Here is a 15,803-nt window from a genome sequence, read left to right as displayed (position 1 = left end):
TTGAATATTTCGATTCAGTAACACCGAATCGATTGACCACGATGTACTCGAAGACGATTCACCTAACCTGAATCGCCCCCCAGGGGTGAGGACGGTGTCGCTCGCGGACTGGGACGTAACGGTCTGTCTATTTGTCACAGCTGAACCTGTGACATAAAGTCCAGCGAGCGCAGTGTGACTTGGAAGAGGTCCGCTGCCGACCTGAACTCGTTCAGGCTGGCAGAAAAGCCTGTTCCCCGACGGAATCCGCCGGAACCACTCACCGAGTGGGTGCCGCAGACGAAGAGAGAGAGCAGTATCCATGCGTTTTGCCAGAAAGAGGCTGACCCAGCGCCTCAAGCACCGAGCGTTGGCCATCGGTGCCGCAGCACTTGTGCTTCCCCTTGCTGCAGGTGTTGCCGGTAGTGCTGTCGCCTCTGCTGCGCCCGCGCACACTGCTCCCAGCCGCACCGTCCAGTCGGGCGGATACGACGAGCTGTGGGTGCCCTCCTCGATGGGCAACATCAAGGTCCAGGTCCAGTGGGCCGCTCGCGGCGGAAACGCTGCCCTCTACCTCCTCGACGGCCTGCGTGCGCGTAACGACGCCAACGCGTGGAGCTTCGAGACCAATGCGATGGACCAGTACAAGAACGACAACATCACCCTCGTGATGCCCGTCGGTGGCGAGTCCAGCTTCTACAGCGACTGGTACGCACCGTCGAACTTCAACGGCCAGCAGATCACGTACAAGTGGGAAACGTTCCTCACGCAGGAACTCCCCAACTTCCTCGCGAACTACGGCGTTTCGCCCACCAACAACGCAGTCCTCGGACTCTCGATGGGTGGCAGCGCTGCTCTGACGCTGGCTGCTTACCACCGTGACCAGTTCAAGTTCGCCGGCTCGCTGTCGGGCTACCTGAACATCTCGGCTCCCGGCATGCGCGAGGCAATCCGCGTCGCAATGCTCGATGCCGGTCGCTTCAACGTCGATTCCATGTGGGGACCGCCGTGGAGCCCGTCCTGGCTGCGCAACGACCCGTTCGTCTTCGCACCGCGTCTGCAGGGCCTGTCGATGTACATCTCGTCGGCAAGCGGCCTGCCGGGTGAATACGACCACCCGCGTGCACCGATCGACTACTACAACACGGCTAACGGCATGGGCCTCGAAGCTCTCGCTTTGGTCAACACCCGTGCATTCCAGATCCGCATGAACTCGCTGGGTATCCCGGCCACCTACAGCTTCCCGTCCAACGGCACGCACTCGTGGCCGTACTGGTCGGCAGAGCTGTGGAAGGCTCGCGGCCAGATCCTCGACACCATGAACGCTTGGTGATCGTGCGCGATCCCGTGACCTAGTCACTTCACCAGTGCCGTTCCGGACTCCTCGAAGGAGAACCGGGACGGCACTTGTGTATTCAGGTGCTGCACGAGCGCCGGATGTCAGTAACAATTGCACCACCAGTAACAGCGCGGCTACCCCAAGCGGGGATCGTTTGCGTGTAGAAATAGTTTCAACGGGGGTCTGGCTGCTCAGGCGGCTCCACGATCGACGCGCGGACCGAACGTAAGGAAAGAGAGTGAGCTCATGCGAGTAGGCCTTGCCAGGGAGGACCGTCGCCGGTCCCGGGCAACCTTCCGGACAAAGGTCGTCGGCGCGCTGGCAGCGATGCTGGTGCTGCCGATCGCCGCGGGCTTGACGACTGCCGGAACCGCGGCAGCCGCGCCGGCACCTGCTCAGGCCGCACCGGCCGTGACCCAGAACCCCACCGGGGCAGCGGTCACGAAGGTCGACTGGCTCAGTGAGCGTCGCGTCGCGCTGTGGGTGAACTCTCCCGCGATGGGCACCCCGATTCAGGTGCAGATCCTCTTGGCCCGCGATTGGAACGTCAATCCGTCGGCCAGCTTCCCCTCGGTCTGGATGCTCGACGGTCTTCGCGCGACCGACAACGAGAACGCCTGGACCTACGAAACCGACGCAGAATCCTTCTACGCCGACAAGAACGTCAACGTCATTCTTCCCGTCGGCGGCCAATCCAGCTTCTACTCCGACTGGCTCGCGCCCGACAACGGCAAGAACTACCAGTGGGAGACGTTCCTGACCAAGGAACTGCCCTCCATCCTCGAAAAGGACTGGCGCACCACGCAGACGCGCGGAGTCGTCGGACTGTCGATGGGCGGAACGTCCGCGATGTTCCTCACGGCGCGTAACCCCGGCTTCTTCAAGTTCGCGGCTTCGCTGTCCGGCATCCTCACCACCACTTCGCTCGGCATGCCTCAGGCAATCCAGTTCGCGATGACCGACGCCGGTGGATACAACTCCGCCGCGATGTGGGGACCGCCGTCCAACGCGCAGTGGGCTGCACACGATCCGTACGCGCTCGCCGAGAAGCTCAAGGGCGTCAGCCTGTACGTCTCCAGCGGTAGCGGTACGACCGGCCCGTACGACCAGCCGTCGGGAATTCCCGGTGTGAGCACCAACTACGCAGGCATGGGCCTCGAGATCCTCGCTCGCCTGACCTCGCAGACCTTCGCGACCAAGTTGAACCAGTTGGGAATCCCCGCGCAGGTCAACTACCGCCCGTCCGGTACCCACTCGTGGCCGTACTGGCAGTTCGAGCTTCATCAGCTGTGGCCGCAGTTGGCCAACGCCATCGGCGTCGAGGTCGAGAAACCGGCGTGCGGCACGTCGGGTGAAATCGGTGCGACGGCTGCAGCCAACGGTTGGATCGGCGACTGCATCACGCCCGAGTACAGCGTCGCGGGTGGCCTGGCACAGGACTTCCGCAACGGTCGCATCTACTTCACCAGTGGAACGGGCGCTCAGCCTGTCGCCGGTCGTATCGCCGGCGCGTACATGAACACCGGAGCAGCAGCGGGACCGCTCGGCTTCCCGCGCACTCCTGAACTCGGTACGCCCGACGGACGCGGACGCTTCAACCACTTCCAGAACGGCTCCATCTACTGGACCCCGCAGACCGGCGCTCACCCCGTCAGCGGCGACATCCTCGCCGAGTGGTCCGCACAGGGATGGGAAGGTGGCCCGCTCGGCTACCCGACCGCCGACGAGATCGCGACCCCCGGCAAGGCGGGCAAGGTCCAGGGATTCGAGATCGGCGCGATGTACAGCAGCGCCAACGGAACTCACGCGGTTCTCGGAATGATCATGGGCAAGTACGGCGAACTCGGCTGGGAGAACGGCTGGCTCGGATTCCCGAAGTCGAACGAGGTTCCCGTCAAGGACAACGGACGCTTCACCGAGTTCGAGGGCGGCAACATCTACTGGAGCCCCGGCACCGGTGCTTGGTCCGTCGAGAACGGCCCGCTGTTCGACGGTTGGAAGAGTGTCGGCTACGAAGGTGGACGACTCGGATTCCCGATCAGTGACAAATTCGACATTCCCGGTGGTGTCCAGCAGAACTTCCAGTTCGGCTACATCACGGTGATCGGTGACAAGACAGAAGTTCACTAACTCACAGTGGTGCACGACGGGCGGGCCCGATCACGGATCGGTGCCCGCCCGCGTGCGTTGCGTAACCTGTTGATGGACTTTCGACTGAAGGCAAGGACGGACATTGATGTCGCTTTTCTCGGGTAACCGAAACACTTGTGCACGCGCGATCGCGGTCGGCGCCCTGGCGCTCGCCACCGGTGGCGCACTTGTCGCGTGCGGTAGTGACGACTCCACTGCAACCTCCAATCCGGTCACCACGACGTCCGCTGCGGCTTCGTCCTCGAGCGGTTCGGCGTCTGCGTCCGCCTCGGCGACCACGACGGCTTCGGCTGCGCCCACCAGTCCGGGAGCCGCGGCCACCGCGCCGCCGGAGCAGCCGCAGAGCATCGAGGGCTTCCCGGGTCCCACAGTCGTCGAGGTCAGCCCCGAGGCGCAGAAGTTCCTCGACGGGCTGAAGGCGAAGGGCATCACCCCGGCCGGTGACGGAAGCATCGCCGTCAACACGGCCAATTACATCTGCGCTGCCGGTCCTCAGACCGACGACGAGGTCCTGACCTTCGTGACCGCCTTCGTCGGCCAGGAAGCGTCGGCGGAAGGCAAGCAGATCACTCCCGATCAGGCAGGTGCGAACGCTCAGATCTACATCGACGTCGCCAACGCCACCTACTGCAAGTAGGAGCGGGAAATGGCGAGGTCTGGAAAGCGTCGTGGGTGCCTGATCCCGCTGCTGATCATTCTTGTGGTCGCAGCGGTCGTGATCGGCGGTTGGTACATCCTGGCCGGGCGGGTGCCTTCGCCGACTCCGATTCCGCCGAGCCCGGAGCCACCGGTGTCTCAGCCGGCCAGTTGCCCCGATGTCCAGGTAGTAGCCATACCGGGTACGTGGGAGTCGAGTGCTACTGACGACCCGTACAACCCGACGGCCAATCCGGCGTCGTTGATGCTGAACGTGACCCGTCCTCTGCAGGAGAAGTTCGATGCTTCACGGGCCGACATCTACACCGTCCCGTATGTCGCACAGTTTTCGAATCCGGTTGCCATCCCGCCGGACGGACAGCAGTCCTACAACAACAGTCGGGCCGCGGGAACTGCTGCCACTAACGACTTTCTGATGAAGCGGCACGCCGAGTGCCCGCTCACGAGCTACGTCCTGACCGGATTCTCCCAGGGCGCGGTGATCGCGGGTGACGTCGCAGCGAGTATCGGCGACGGCAGCGGCGCGGTGCCTGCCGATCTGGTTCTGGGCGTCGGCTTGATTGCCGACGGTCGGCGCGATCCGGCGTTCGGGAACACCGTTGGCCCAAGCGTTGCCGGTGTCGGCGCCGAGTTGTCGCTGAACGGGCTGAAGCTTCCCGGTCTCACGATGACCGGCCCGAGGCCCGGCGGTTTCGGTGACCTCAACGACCGGACCTATCAGATCTGCGCGCCCAGCGACGGTATTTGCGACGCTCCGGCCGCTGCTCTCAACCCGACCAACTGGCTGAGTTCTGCTCCGCGACTGCTCGAGTACTACAACAATCCTGTGCACGCGATGTACAACTCCTTCCAGGTCGATCCGAACGGCACGACGGCCACCCAATGGATGGCACAGTGGGCTGCGGAGAAGATCGATGCCGCGCCGACGCCGCCCCACAGTTGAGTCACCGCCGCACTGTTGATTCGTCACAATCGGGCGTCTCGGGAGTTCGCTCGCGGGTAATCTGCTCGTTTGGTCCCGGTAGAGTGCTGCACGGTCCGGGGGCTTCCTCTACAGTGCTGTCACGTAAGTGACTGGCGAGTAGGTTCGATTTGTCCGAGTTTGTAGTTCGAGTACGACGTACGTGTCCATCACAGGAGATCGATATATGAGTTCCACCCACGGCAGCGATGCCCGACGCAAATTCCGGTTTGCGGCCGGTGGCGAGGGCAACGCCGAAGAGGGTGGTGCGCGACGCTTCGTCAAGCTTGCGCAGAAGGCCGAGGAACTCGGTTACGACTCGTTCATGATTCCGGACCACCTGGGTAATCAGGTCGGACCGATCGCCGCTCTCGGAGCGCTCGCGGTGGCCACGGACAAGATTCGTCTCGGCACCGCCGTGTTGGCCAACGGCTTCCGTCATCCAGCTGTACTGGCGAAGGACGCGGCGACGATCGACGTGCTGTCCGGCGGCCGACTCGAACTCGGCATCGGTGCGGGCTGGATGAAGGAAGAGTTCGACAAGGGCGGCATCGCCTACGAGAGCCCGGGCGTTCGCATCGAGAAACTCGAGGAGTCTCTGCAGATTCTCGACGTTCTGCTGCGCGGGCAGGAATGCACTTTCGACGGCAAGCACTATCAGGTGCGCGGTCTCAAGGGCAGCCCACGACCGCGGCAGGGCCCGCGGCCACCGATCATCGTGGGCGGCGGCGGCCCGAAGATGCTAGCTCTCGCGGCGAAGTACGCGGACATCATCTCGGTCGCCACACCGACCAACCGTGACGGGCGACTTCTGCTCTCCGGAATCACGATGGAAAAAACCATCGAACGTGTCGAGCGGATCCGCGAAGCTGCCGGCGAGCGTTTCGATGAGATCGAACTCAACTGGACCATCACCATGATCATGATCACCGACGATCGAGAGCAGGCTGCCGAGATGGCAATCGCCGCTCTGGATCAAGGTTTTCCGCCGAACATCGAAGTGGATCGTAAGCTGAGCGTGGAGGAGCTGTTGAACTCTCCCTACCTGGCTGTGGGCACTTTCGAGGAAATCGCAGACCAGATTCGACTGGTCCGTGAGAAGACGTCGATGTCGTACGTCGGGGTCTTCCCGACGCAGATGGAAGCGTTCGCCCCGATCATCCCGTTACTGGCGGGCGAGTAGGCCGGAGAATACGGACGATGCGAATCTGTAACATATCGATGGTTTGGGATCGATGAAGTGATTCAGGTGAGTTGCGCACAAAGTGCGATTCGATTGATCGAAGATGGACCCGAGAGAGCGAAGGAAGTCTGGGGCGCAAGCATGAAGAACAGTGCTTGTGTGATCGCTTCGGAGGAGATGGAATGAACGCGCTGTTCGATGGCTTTCTCGACGAGAAGGGCCAGATCCGCCTGCAACCAGGCTTCACGCTGGTCGACTACGTCGAGCAACACTCGCGTGTCAACGCGGACGAGCTCGCGTATCGGTACATCGATTACTCACGCGAACGTGACGGTGAAGCCCTGGAGCTGACCTGGGAACAGTTCGGTGTGCGTCTGCGGGCTGTTGCAGCCCGTCTGCAGCAGGTAACCAAGCGTGGGGACCGCGTTGCGATTCTTGCTCCGCAGGGGCTCGACTACGTCATCTCGTTCTTCGCGGCCATTCAGGCCGGTTCTATCGCGGTGCCGCTCTTCGATCCGGACGAGCCCGGTCACAGCGACCGTCTCCACGCTGTTCTCGGTGACTGCAAGCCGACCGCGATTCTGACTGCCGCATCGTCGGCAGCCGGTGTTCGTCAGTTGTTCCGCTCGCTTCCCGCTGCCGAGCGACCGCGCATCATTGCCGTCGACGCGATTCCCGACACGGTCGGTGAAACGTGGGTTCGCCCCGACATCGAGCTCGACGACATCGCTTACCTGCAGTACACCTCCGGTTCGACCCGAGTTCCCGCCGGTGTGGAGATCACCCACCGCGCTGTGGGAACCAACGCGCTCCAGATGGTCGATTCCATCGAGCTCAACGAGGACTCACGCGGCGTCACGTGGCTGCCGCTGTTCCACGACATGGGCCTGCTGACGGTCATCCTGCCTGCTCTGGGCGGCAAGTACATCACCATCATGAGCCCGCGCGCTTTCGTGCAGCGGCCGTACCGGTGGATCAAGGAACTTGCTGCGGTTTCCGACGGCGCGGGCACCTTTGCTGCCGCTCCCAACTTCGCGTTCGAGCACGCCGCCGCGCGCGGCCTGCCGAAGGACGGCGAGACCCTCGACCTGAGCAACGTCATCGGACTGATCAACGGCAGTGAGCCGGTCACGACGTCGTCGATGCGCAAGTTCAACGAGGCTTTTGCTCAGTACGGTCTGCCCAAGACCGCGATCAAGCCGTCGTACGGCATGGCCGAAGCGACGCTCTTCGTCTCCTCGACCAAGCATTCCGACGAGGCCAAGGTCATCTACGTCGACCGCACGGAACTCAACAAGGGCCGCATGGTCATCGTCGACCAGTACTCCGAGAACGCCATCGCGCAGGTCTCCTGTGGATACGTCTCGCGCAGTCAGTGGGCGGCGATCGTCGATCCCGAGACGCTGACCGAGGTTCCCGACAATCACGTCGGCGAGATCTGGTTGCACGGCGAGAACATCGGCATCGGCTACTGGGGTCGGCCTGACGAGACGGCTGAGACCTTCCACAACAAGCTGGACAACCGGCTGAGTGAAGACAGCCACACCGAGGGCACACCGGCGGATGCCAACTGGATGCGTACCGGCGACTTCGGCGTCTACGTCGACGGCGAGCTGTACATCACCGGGCGCGTCAAGGACCTCGTGATCGTCGACGGCCGCAATCACTACCCGCAGGACCTCGAGTCTTCGGCTCAGGAAGCCAGCCCCGCTCTGCGTCCCGGATTCATCGCTGCGTTTGCCGTACCGGCCAACCAGTTGCCTTCTGTCGTGTTCTCCAACACGCATTCGGGTCTGAAGTTCGACGACGACGATTCCTCGGAGCAGCTGGTCATCGTGGCCGAGCGTGCTCCCGGTGCAGGCAAGGCGGATCCGCAGCCGATCGCGGACACCGTGCGTGCGGCGATTTCTTCCCGTCACGGCGTCACGGCCCGAGACATCCTGCTCGTTCCTGCCGGTTCGATTCCGCGTACGTCCAGCGGCAAGATCGCTCGCCGCGCGTGTAAAGCGAGCTATATCGAGGGAACGTTGCGAGGCGGCTATCAGCAGACCGCATTCCCCGATAGCGTTTGAGGAGCAGTCCCTTCATGATCGGTGGCTTGGTGAGTTGATGGTTGAACAAGATGGTGCGCAGAGCAAAGACGTTGTGAGCGAGATGAGTGTCGCGCAGTTGCGTGAGTGGCTTCGCAACTGGATCGCCAACGCGACCGGTCAGCCGGTGTCGACGATCACGGACGACCGCCCGATGGAAGAGTTCGGGCTCGCTTCACGCGACGCAGTTGCGCTGAGCGGCGACATCGAGGATCTTCTCGGCGTCACGCTGACGGCCACGGTTGCTTATCAACACCCCACCATCGCTTCGCTGGCGACTCGGATCATCGAAGGTGAGCCCGAGGCGCCGGAGGAGACCATCGACGCGTCGTACTACGTCTCAGGCGCCGCGACGGACGCTCACGACATCGCCATCGTCGGACTCTCCACACGATTCCCCGGTGCCGGGCACACGCCTTCGGACATGTGGGAAATGCTGGCGGCCGGACGCGACGGCATCAGCGACCTCCCCGAGGACCGCTGGGCCGAGTTCATGTCCGACCCCGCCATCAAGGCCGCGGTCGAGAACGCCAACACCAAGGGCGGGTACCTCGACGACGTCAAGGGCTTCGACGCCGAGTTCTTCGCGATGTCTCCGCTCGAGGTCGTCAACGTCGATCCGCAGCAGCGCCTCGCTCTCGAACTCGCGTGGGAAGCACTCGAGCACGCTCGCATTCCGGCAAGTGGGCTCAAGGGCAAGCAGGTCGGTGTTTTCATCGGCAGTTCCGCCAACGACTACCAGCTGCTCGCGGTCAGTGATCCGACGACGGCGCACCCATACGCGCTGACCGGAACGTCGACGGCCATCGTCGCGAACCGGGTCTCGTACTTCTTCGATTTCCGTGGACCGTCCATCGCTCTGGACACCGCGTGCTCGTCTTCGCTGGTTGCCGTTCACGAGGCTGTGCGCTCGCTGCGCAGCGGCGATTCCAACATCGCGCTGGCCGGTGGCGTCAACATGCTGCTGGCCCCTCCCGGAACTCTCGGTTTCGATCAGACCGGGATGCTCGCTCCCGACGGCAAACTGCGTGCATTCTCCGCTCAGGCTCAGGGAATCGTTCGCAGCGAGGGTGGTGGACTCGTTGTGCTCAAGCGCCTCGAAGACGCCGAGCGTGACGGCGATTCCATCCTCGCGGTGATCGCCGGATCCGCGATCAACCAGGACGGCCGTTCCAACGGTCTGCTCGCACCCAACCCCGATGCCCAGGCCGACGTGTTGCGTTTCGCGTACCGCGACGCCGGCATCGTGCCGACCACCGTCGACTACATCGAGGCCCACGGAACGGGCACCGATCTCGGTGATCCCATCGAGGCAGACGCTCTCAGCCGGGTCGTCGGTCGCGGCCGTGACGACGACAAGCCGGCACTGCTCGGTAGCGCGAAGACCAACTTCGGGCACCTGGAAGCAGCTGCAGGCGCCGCCGGCCTGATCAAGGTCGTTCTGGCGATGCAGGAAAACAAGATTCCCGCGACGATCAACTACCTGGGCCCCAACCCGCACATCGACTTCGAGAAGGCGCACCTGCAGGTGACGCCCGAGGCCACCGACTGGCCGCGTTACACCGGCAAGGCCGTCGCCGGTGTTTCCGGCTTCGGTTTCGGCGGAACCAACGCCCACGTCGTGGTCAAGGAATACGTGCCTGCCGACGCCGTAGTCGAAGAACCGGTTGTGGATGTCCCAGTCGTGGATGAACCGGCAGCAGAGGACGAGATCACGGTTGTGCTGGCCGTGTCCGGCGCGCTGCCTTCGCGTCGTCGCCGCGCAGCTGCCGATCTGGCCGACTGGCTCGAAACCGAAGAGGGAAGCAAGACGCCCCTCGCCGACGTCGCCCGCACACTTTCGCGTCGCAACCACGGACGCTCGCGCGCCGCTGTTGTGGCGACGACGCGGTCCGAGGCCATCAGCTCGCTGCGCGCCGTCGCCGCGGGCAAGCCGGCCCAGGGCGTCTTCTCGGCCGACTCGCCGTCGCCCAAGGGTGCGGTGTGGGTGTTCTCGGGCTTCGGCTCGCAGCACCGCAAGATGGCCAAGCAGTTGTACACGGAGAACGCGGCCTTCAAGGCAGCCGTCGACGAGGTCGACGCGCTGATCCAGGACGAGGCCGGTTACTCGATGGTCGAGATGTTCCTCGACGATTCGATCGAGTACAACGTCGAGACCGCACAGGTGGGAATCTTCACCATCCAGGTCGGTCTGGCTGCGTTGCTGCGCCACCACGGCGCCGAAGCCGAAGCCGTGGTTCCGCACTCGATGGGTGAGGCCGCGGCCGCGTACGTTTCCGGCGGTCTGAACCTGGAAGACGCTGTCCGCGTGATCTGTTCACGTTCACGGCTGATGGGTGAGGCCGAGGGCGCACTTGTCGGTGACGACATCCGTCTGATGGCACTGCTCGAGTACAGCGCATCCGAGATCGAGGCGCTGCTGCCCACGTACCCCAAGCTCGAGGTCTGCGTCTACGCAGCTCCGACGCACACGGTGATCGGTGGACCGCAGCCGGACATCGAGGCGATCGTCGCTGCCGCCGAGGCCGACGGCAAGATGGCGCGTGTCCTGCAGACCAAGGGCGCCAGCCATACTTCGCAGGTAGATCCGTTGCTCGGCGAACTCGCCGCGGAGTTGGCCGGTATCGAGCCGGCCACGTTGAAGCTCGGTGTCTACTCGTCCGTCGACAAGGACACCTTCTACCGTCCCGGTCACGAGCCGATCCATCAAGAGGCGTACTGGGTCAAGGGTCTTCGCCACAGCGTGTACTTCACCAATGCGGTGCGCGGTGCAGTTGCCCACGGCCACACCACTTTTGTCGAGCTTGCACCCAACCCAGTGACGCTGATGTCGGTGGCAGCCACCGCTTTCGATTCGGGCCTGCACGACATGGAGCTCATCCAGACGCTCAAGCGTAAGGAAGACGAGTCCGCAGGTGTGCTTGCCGCTCTCGCGCAGCTGTACGTTCACGGCCATGCCGTGAACCTCGAGTCTCTGCTTCCCGCAGGCGATTTCGCTTCGGTTCCTCGTACCGCGTTCGTGCGCAAGCCATACTGGCTCGACATTCGCGTCAGTGCCGGTGGTTCGGCTCGCGTTCCCGGTTCGCACGTCGCCCTGCCCGACGGCCGCCACGTGTGGGAGGTCGACGCATCCGCCGTCACCGACCTGGCGGTGCTGGTGAGCGCTGCTGCCGGACAGGTGCTTTCGGATGTCTCTCTGACCGCTGCTGTTCCGCACGGTGAACTGGCCGGTGCTTCGACACTGACCACGACACTCAACCCGCATCCGGGTGGAGCGTCGGTGCAGGTGCACGCTCGTGAGGGCGCTACGTTCCGTCTGCTCTTCGACGCCGTCGTCACGTCCGGTGAGCCGCTGCCCGAGCTGGTCGTCAGCGCGCCGGTCAAGACCAGCGCGCCGATGGAAACGCTGGCCGAGGTCGTCGAAGATGCCGGAGACAAGTGGGATCCGAACGGTTCGCAGAGCCTCGACGACCGCCTCAAGATCGTTGTCGCCGAGTCGATGGGGTACTCGCCGGAGGACCTTCCGGCCGAGGTTCCGCTCATCGAACTGGGTCTCGACTCGCTCATGGCGATGCGTATCAAGAACCGCGTCGAGTACGAGTTCGACATTCCGCAGCTCCAGCTCCAGGCAGTCAAGGACGCGAGCCTCAACGAGGTCAACAAGTACCTGCGTTACGCGATCGACAATCGCGAAGAGGTTCAGGCAATGGCCGACAAGCAGGCCGCGGAGAAGTTGGCGGCCGATGCTGCTGACGACGAGGACGCTGCACCCGCCGAGGTGGCGGTGGAACTACCTGCCACTGCTCCCGTTGCGGCTGCCGCGCCCGCCGATCCTTCGCGTGCCGGAACTGCCGACGACGCCGGCTCCGACGTTCCGCCGCGAGATGCAGCCGAGCGCTTGACGTTTGCGACGTGGGCCGTCGTCACCGGGAAGTCGGCGAAGGGCATCTTCAACGATCTGCCGATCGTCGGTGACGAGGTCGCCGAGAAGCTTGCTGCTCGGCTTTCCGAGCGTGCGGGCGGCGAGATCACTCTCGACGACGTTCTCGATTCCACCACCATCGAAGAGCTTGCGGACGTCGTTCGCCAGTACCTCGAGGACGACGGCAAGATCGACGGACTCGTTCGCACTCTGCGTGCCCGTCCCGAAGGCTCCACGGCCGTACCGGTATTCGTCTTCCACGCTGCCGGTGGTTCGACGGTGACGTACGAGCCTTTGCTCAAGCGCCTGCCCGCCGGCACGCCGATGTACGGGTTCGAGCGGGTCGAAGGCTCGATCGAAACCCGCGCTGCTGCCTACGTTCCGCTGCTTCGCGAGATCCAGGGTGACGGGCCGTACGTGCTGTGCGGCTGGTCGTTCGGCGGCGTGATGTCGTATGCGGTCGCGAAGTTGCTGCGTGAGCAGGGTGCCGACGTACGTGTGGTCGGACTTCTCGACACCGTGATGGCCGGCGAGGTCGTGCCGGACACCGAGGAGGAACGTCGCAAGCGTTGGGAGCGCTACGGCAAGTTCGCCAAGCGCACCTACAACCTGGATGTTCCGCTGCCGCTTGACGTTCTGGCCTCCACCGAAGCCGACGAGGATCAGATCCAGATCTTGATGGACATGATCAAGATGAGCGGCGCCAAGATTCCCGGCGGCATCATCGAGCATCAGCGGACGTCCTGGTTGGACAACCGCGCCATCCAGACTGCCGCGTTCAGCAGCTACGACGGAGACGTCGTGCTGTACATGGCCGACAAGTACCACGACGAGCTGATGACGCTCGAGCCTGCATTCAAAACCCGCAAGGCAGACGGTGGTTGGGGTGACTACGTGAAGAACCTCGAGGTCGTCTACATCGGCGGGGATCACCTGCAGATCGTCGACGAGCCGTACATCGCGAAGGTCGCGGCAGACCTCACCACAAAGCTGGCCCAGATCGAGACAGCCCAGACCAAAGCATCGGAAACCGGAGTTCAGAAGTGACGACAACCACCGCGGAGAAGCTCGCTGAACTCCGCGAAAAGTTGGAGAAGGCAAAGGAACCCGGCTCGGCTCGGGCCATTGCCAAGCGCGATGCAGCAGGGCACAGTACGCCGCGCCAGCGCATCGACATGTTGCTCGATCCCGGTAGCTTCGTCGAGGTCGGCGCCCTGGTGAAGATGGCCGGCGAGGACAATCCGTACAGCGACGGCGTCATGACCGGTCACGGAACCGTCGAGGGGCGGCCGGTTGCCGTGTTCGCGCACGATCAGACTGTGTTCGGCGGTGCCGCCGGAGAGATGTTCGGCCGTAAGGTCGCAGCTGTCAACGATTTTGCGCTGAAGGTTGGTTGCCCGGTCGTCGGTATCAACGATTCCGGTGGAGCTCGAATCCAGGATGCCGTTTCCTCATTGGCCTGGTACGCAAACATGGGTTCACGTCAGGAGCCCTTGTCCGGTGTCTGCCCGCAGATCTCGGTCATCCTCGGTAAGTGCGCCGGCGGTGCCGTGTACGCACCGATCAACACCGACGTCGTGGTCGCGACCGAAGAGTCGTACATGTTCGTCACCGGACCCGACGTCATCAAGTCGGTCACCGGCGAAGAGGTCAGCCTCGAGGATCTGGGCGGAGCACGCAAGCAGGCGGAGTACGGAAACATCCATCACGTCGCTCCCGACGAGAAGGCGGCTTTCGACTGGGTCCGTGAGTACCTGAGCTTCATGCCGTCCTCGTGCACGGAGAAGGCGCCGCTGATCAACCCGGGCCTCGAACCCGAGATCACCGAGTCGGATCTCGAACTCAACGCCTTCATGCCGGATGCCGACAACGCCGGCTACGACATGCACGACATCATTCTGCGGATCTTCGACGACGGAACCTTCCACGAAATCGGAGCCCAGGTCGCGCACAACGTGATCACCGGGTTCTCCCGCGTCGACGGCCTGCCCGTCGGTGTCGTGGCCAACCAGCCCACGTACCTCAGTGGCGCCCTCGATGCAGACAGCTCCGACAAGGCTGCCCATTTTGTGCGCCTGTGCGACGCTTTCAGCATCCCGCTCGTTTTTGTCGTCGACACACCGGGCTTCCTTCCCGGCGTCGATCAGGAAAAGGTCGGTGTCATCAAGCGTGGCGGGCGTTTCCTGTTCGCGTACATCGAAGCCACTGTGCCGAAGGTGACGGTGGTGGTTCGTAAGGCGTACGGCGGCGGTTATGCCGTCATGGGTTGCAAGCAGCTCGGTGCCGACATCAACCTCGCGTGGCCGACGGCACGTATCGCCGTGATGGGCGCCGAGGGTGCCGTCAACATCATGGGACGTCGTCAGCTCGCCGAGGCGGGCGAGAACGCACCCGCGGTGCGTGCTCAGTTGATCAACTTCTACAACGAGTTCGTCGCGACGCCGTACATCGCGGCTGAGCGCGGATACATCGACGCGGTGATCGAGCCTTCGCAGACGCGTCTCGAAATCCGCAAGGCTCTGAAGTTGCTCAAGGACAAGACGATCTTCAAGAACCCGCGCAAGCACAACTTGATGCCGCTCTAATTCTTCTTGTCACCGAGGGCGTCGAACTGGCGGCGTAGCGCTTCTATCGTCGCCAGAACGGCGGGCCTCTCGCTGTCGGTCCGCCAGGCGAGGTAGATGTCGCGGCCGAGCGGCGGGACCGTGTCGAGCATTCGAACACCTTCCGGCGGTACAACTCTCGCCAGGCGTGGAATCAAAGCGACGGCGAGGCCCTGAGCGACGAATTCGACCTGGGTGGGAAACTCGGCGACCTCGTACTCGATTCGTGGGTCGAACCCCTGCGCGCGCAGGGTCCTGACGGTGAAGGTGTGAAAATCCGTTCCCCGTGTCCACGTAGCCCAGGCATGCTCGGACAGCTCGCTGAGCGCGACGACCTTGTTCTCCGCCAGTGGATGTGACGCCGGGAGAGCGAGCAGCGCCACGTCGTCGTACACAGGCGTGAAGGAGAGTCCGTCGGGAAGTTCGACGGGCAGAGTGCTCCAGCTGTCGACCACCACGACGTCGAGGTCGCGGCGAATCAGTGCGGGGAGCAGTTCTTCGGATTCGCCTTCGTTGAAGGTGATTTCGAGCTGGGGGTGCGCATGCCTGATCTCGGCGATGGCTCGCGGCAGCACCGTCCTGCTGGGGGAGACCAGGGCGCCGATACGCACCCGGCCCGTCACCTCGCTCTGCAGCGACGCGATTTCCGCCTCGGCCTGGGCGAGCGTCGAGAGAACCTCTGCGGTTCGGCGAGCGAGGATTCGGCCCGCTTCTGTGAGTCGCACACCGCGGCCCTGCGGTTCGAGGAGTGGAACGCCGACTTCGCGCTCGAGTTTGTTCAACTGCTGCGAAATTCCGGACGGTGTGACATGCAAGGTGCGGGCAGCTGCCGCCACTGATCCGTTCTCGGCGACAGCGTGCAGGGCGCGAAGTCTTTCGAGATTCAACACGGTAGTAATGCTACCGAATATACGGTCT

At 63.5% G+C, this 15,803-nt stretch carries 9 protein-coding genes; 8 read left to right on the top strand and 1 reads right to left on the bottom strand.

Going from position 1 to position 15,803, the window contains the following annotated elements; genetic code table 11:
- Positions 1-301: 301 nt before the first annotated feature.
- The 8 genes from ACWF6P_RS01215 (at position 302) to ACWF6P_RS01180 (ending at position 14,867) form a co-directional block, all read left to right on the top strand.
- Entirely contained in the window at positions 302-1,312 is a 1,011-nt protein-coding gene (locus ACWF6P_RS01215; protein ID WP_378633639.1) for an alpha/beta hydrolase, read from the top strand.
- A gap of 252 nt (positions 1,313-1,564) precedes the next feature.
- Positions 1,565-3,448 carry an alpha/beta hydrolase-fold protein gene (locus ACWF6P_RS01210; protein WP_452619669.1) on the top strand — a complete coding sequence of 628 codons (1,884 nt, stop codon included), beginning with the start codon at positions 1,565-1,567 and terminating at the stop codon, positions 3,446-3,448.
- A gap of 106 nt (positions 3,449-3,554) precedes the next feature.
- On the top strand, positions 3,555-4,106 hold the full coding sequence (locus ACWF6P_RS01205; protein WP_317553625.1) for a DUF732 domain-containing protein: 552 nt from the start codon (positions 3,555-3,557) through the stop codon (positions 4,104-4,106).
- 9 nt (positions 4,107-4,115) lie between these two features.
- Positions 4,116-5,069, top strand: coding sequence for a cutinase family protein (locus ACWF6P_RS01200; RefSeq protein WP_452619668.1), 954 nt, complete (start codon positions 4,116-4,118; stop codon positions 5,067-5,069).
- Positions 5,070-5,274: 205 nt separating this feature from the next.
- Complete coding sequence (locus ACWF6P_RS01195) at positions 5,275-6,270, top strand: LLM class F420-dependent oxidoreductase (protein ID WP_452619667.1); 996 nt, start codon at positions 5,275-5,277, stop codon at positions 6,268-6,270.
- Between the two features lie 182 nt (positions 6,271-6,452).
- Complete coding sequence (gene fadD32, locus ACWF6P_RS01190; RefSeq protein WP_378536540.1) at positions 6,453-8,342, top strand: long-chain-fatty-acid--AMP ligase FadD32; 1,890 nt, start codon at positions 6,453-6,455, stop codon at positions 8,340-8,342.
- Between the two features lie 37 nt (positions 8,343-8,379).
- Positions 8,380-13,329, top strand: coding sequence for a polyketide synthase Pks13 (gene pks13, locus ACWF6P_RS01185; protein WP_452619666.1), 4,950 nt, complete (start codon positions 8,380-8,382; stop codon positions 13,327-13,329).
- Positions 13,326-14,867, top strand: coding sequence for an acyl-CoA carboxylase subunit beta (locus ACWF6P_RS01180; protein ID WP_378445549.1), 1,542 nt, complete (start codon positions 13,326-13,328; stop codon positions 14,865-14,867). Before pks13 ends, ACWF6P_RS01180 begins: the two co-directional genes overlap by 4 nt.
- On the opposite strand, the gene ACWF6P_RS01175 is transcribed toward ACWF6P_RS01180, so the two are convergent.
- On the bottom strand, positions 14,864-15,775 hold the full coding sequence (locus ACWF6P_RS01175; protein ID WP_378445550.1) for a LysR family transcriptional regulator: 912 nt from the start codon (positions 15,773-15,775) through the stop codon (positions 14,864-14,866). The two genes, ACWF6P_RS01180 and ACWF6P_RS01175, sit on opposite strands and share 4 nt — an antisense overlap.
- Between the last annotated feature and the right edge of the window lie 28 nt (positions 15,776-15,803).

The sequence above is a fragment of the Rhodococcus sp. NPDC055024 genome (assembly GCF_053608585.1).
The sequence above is the reverse complement of the archived record's forward strand: the minus strand, read 5'-3'. Positions and strand labels throughout refer to the sequence as shown.

Excerpts from the sequence above, each read along its gene's own strand:
- ACWF6P_RS01215 (WP_378633639.1), top strand. The coding sequence starts at position 302 with ATGCGTTTTGCCAGAAAGAGGCTGACCCAGCGCCTCAAGCACCGAGCG.
- ACWF6P_RS01210 (WP_452619669.1), top strand. The coding sequence starts at position 1,565 with ATGCGAGTAGGCCTTGCCAGGGAGGACCGTCGCCGGTCCCGGGCAACC.
- ACWF6P_RS01205 (WP_317553625.1), top strand. The coding sequence starts at position 3,555 with ATGTCGCTTTTCTCGGGTAACCGAAACACTTGTGCACGCGCGATCGCG.
- ACWF6P_RS01200 (WP_452619668.1), top strand. The coding sequence starts at position 4,116 with ATGGCGAGGTCTGGAAAGCGTCGTGGGTGCCTGATCCCGCTGCTGATC.
- ACWF6P_RS01195 (WP_452619667.1), top strand. The coding sequence starts at position 5,275 with ATGAGTTCCACCCACGGCAGCGATGCCCGACGCAAATTCCGGTTTGCG.
- fadD32 (WP_378536540.1), top strand. The coding sequence starts at position 6,453 with ATGAACGCGCTGTTCGATGGCTTTCTCGACGAGAAGGGCCAGATCCGC.
- pks13 (WP_452619666.1), top strand. The coding sequence starts at position 8,380 with ATGGTTGAACAAGATGGTGCGCAGAGCAAAGACGTTGTGAGCGAGATG.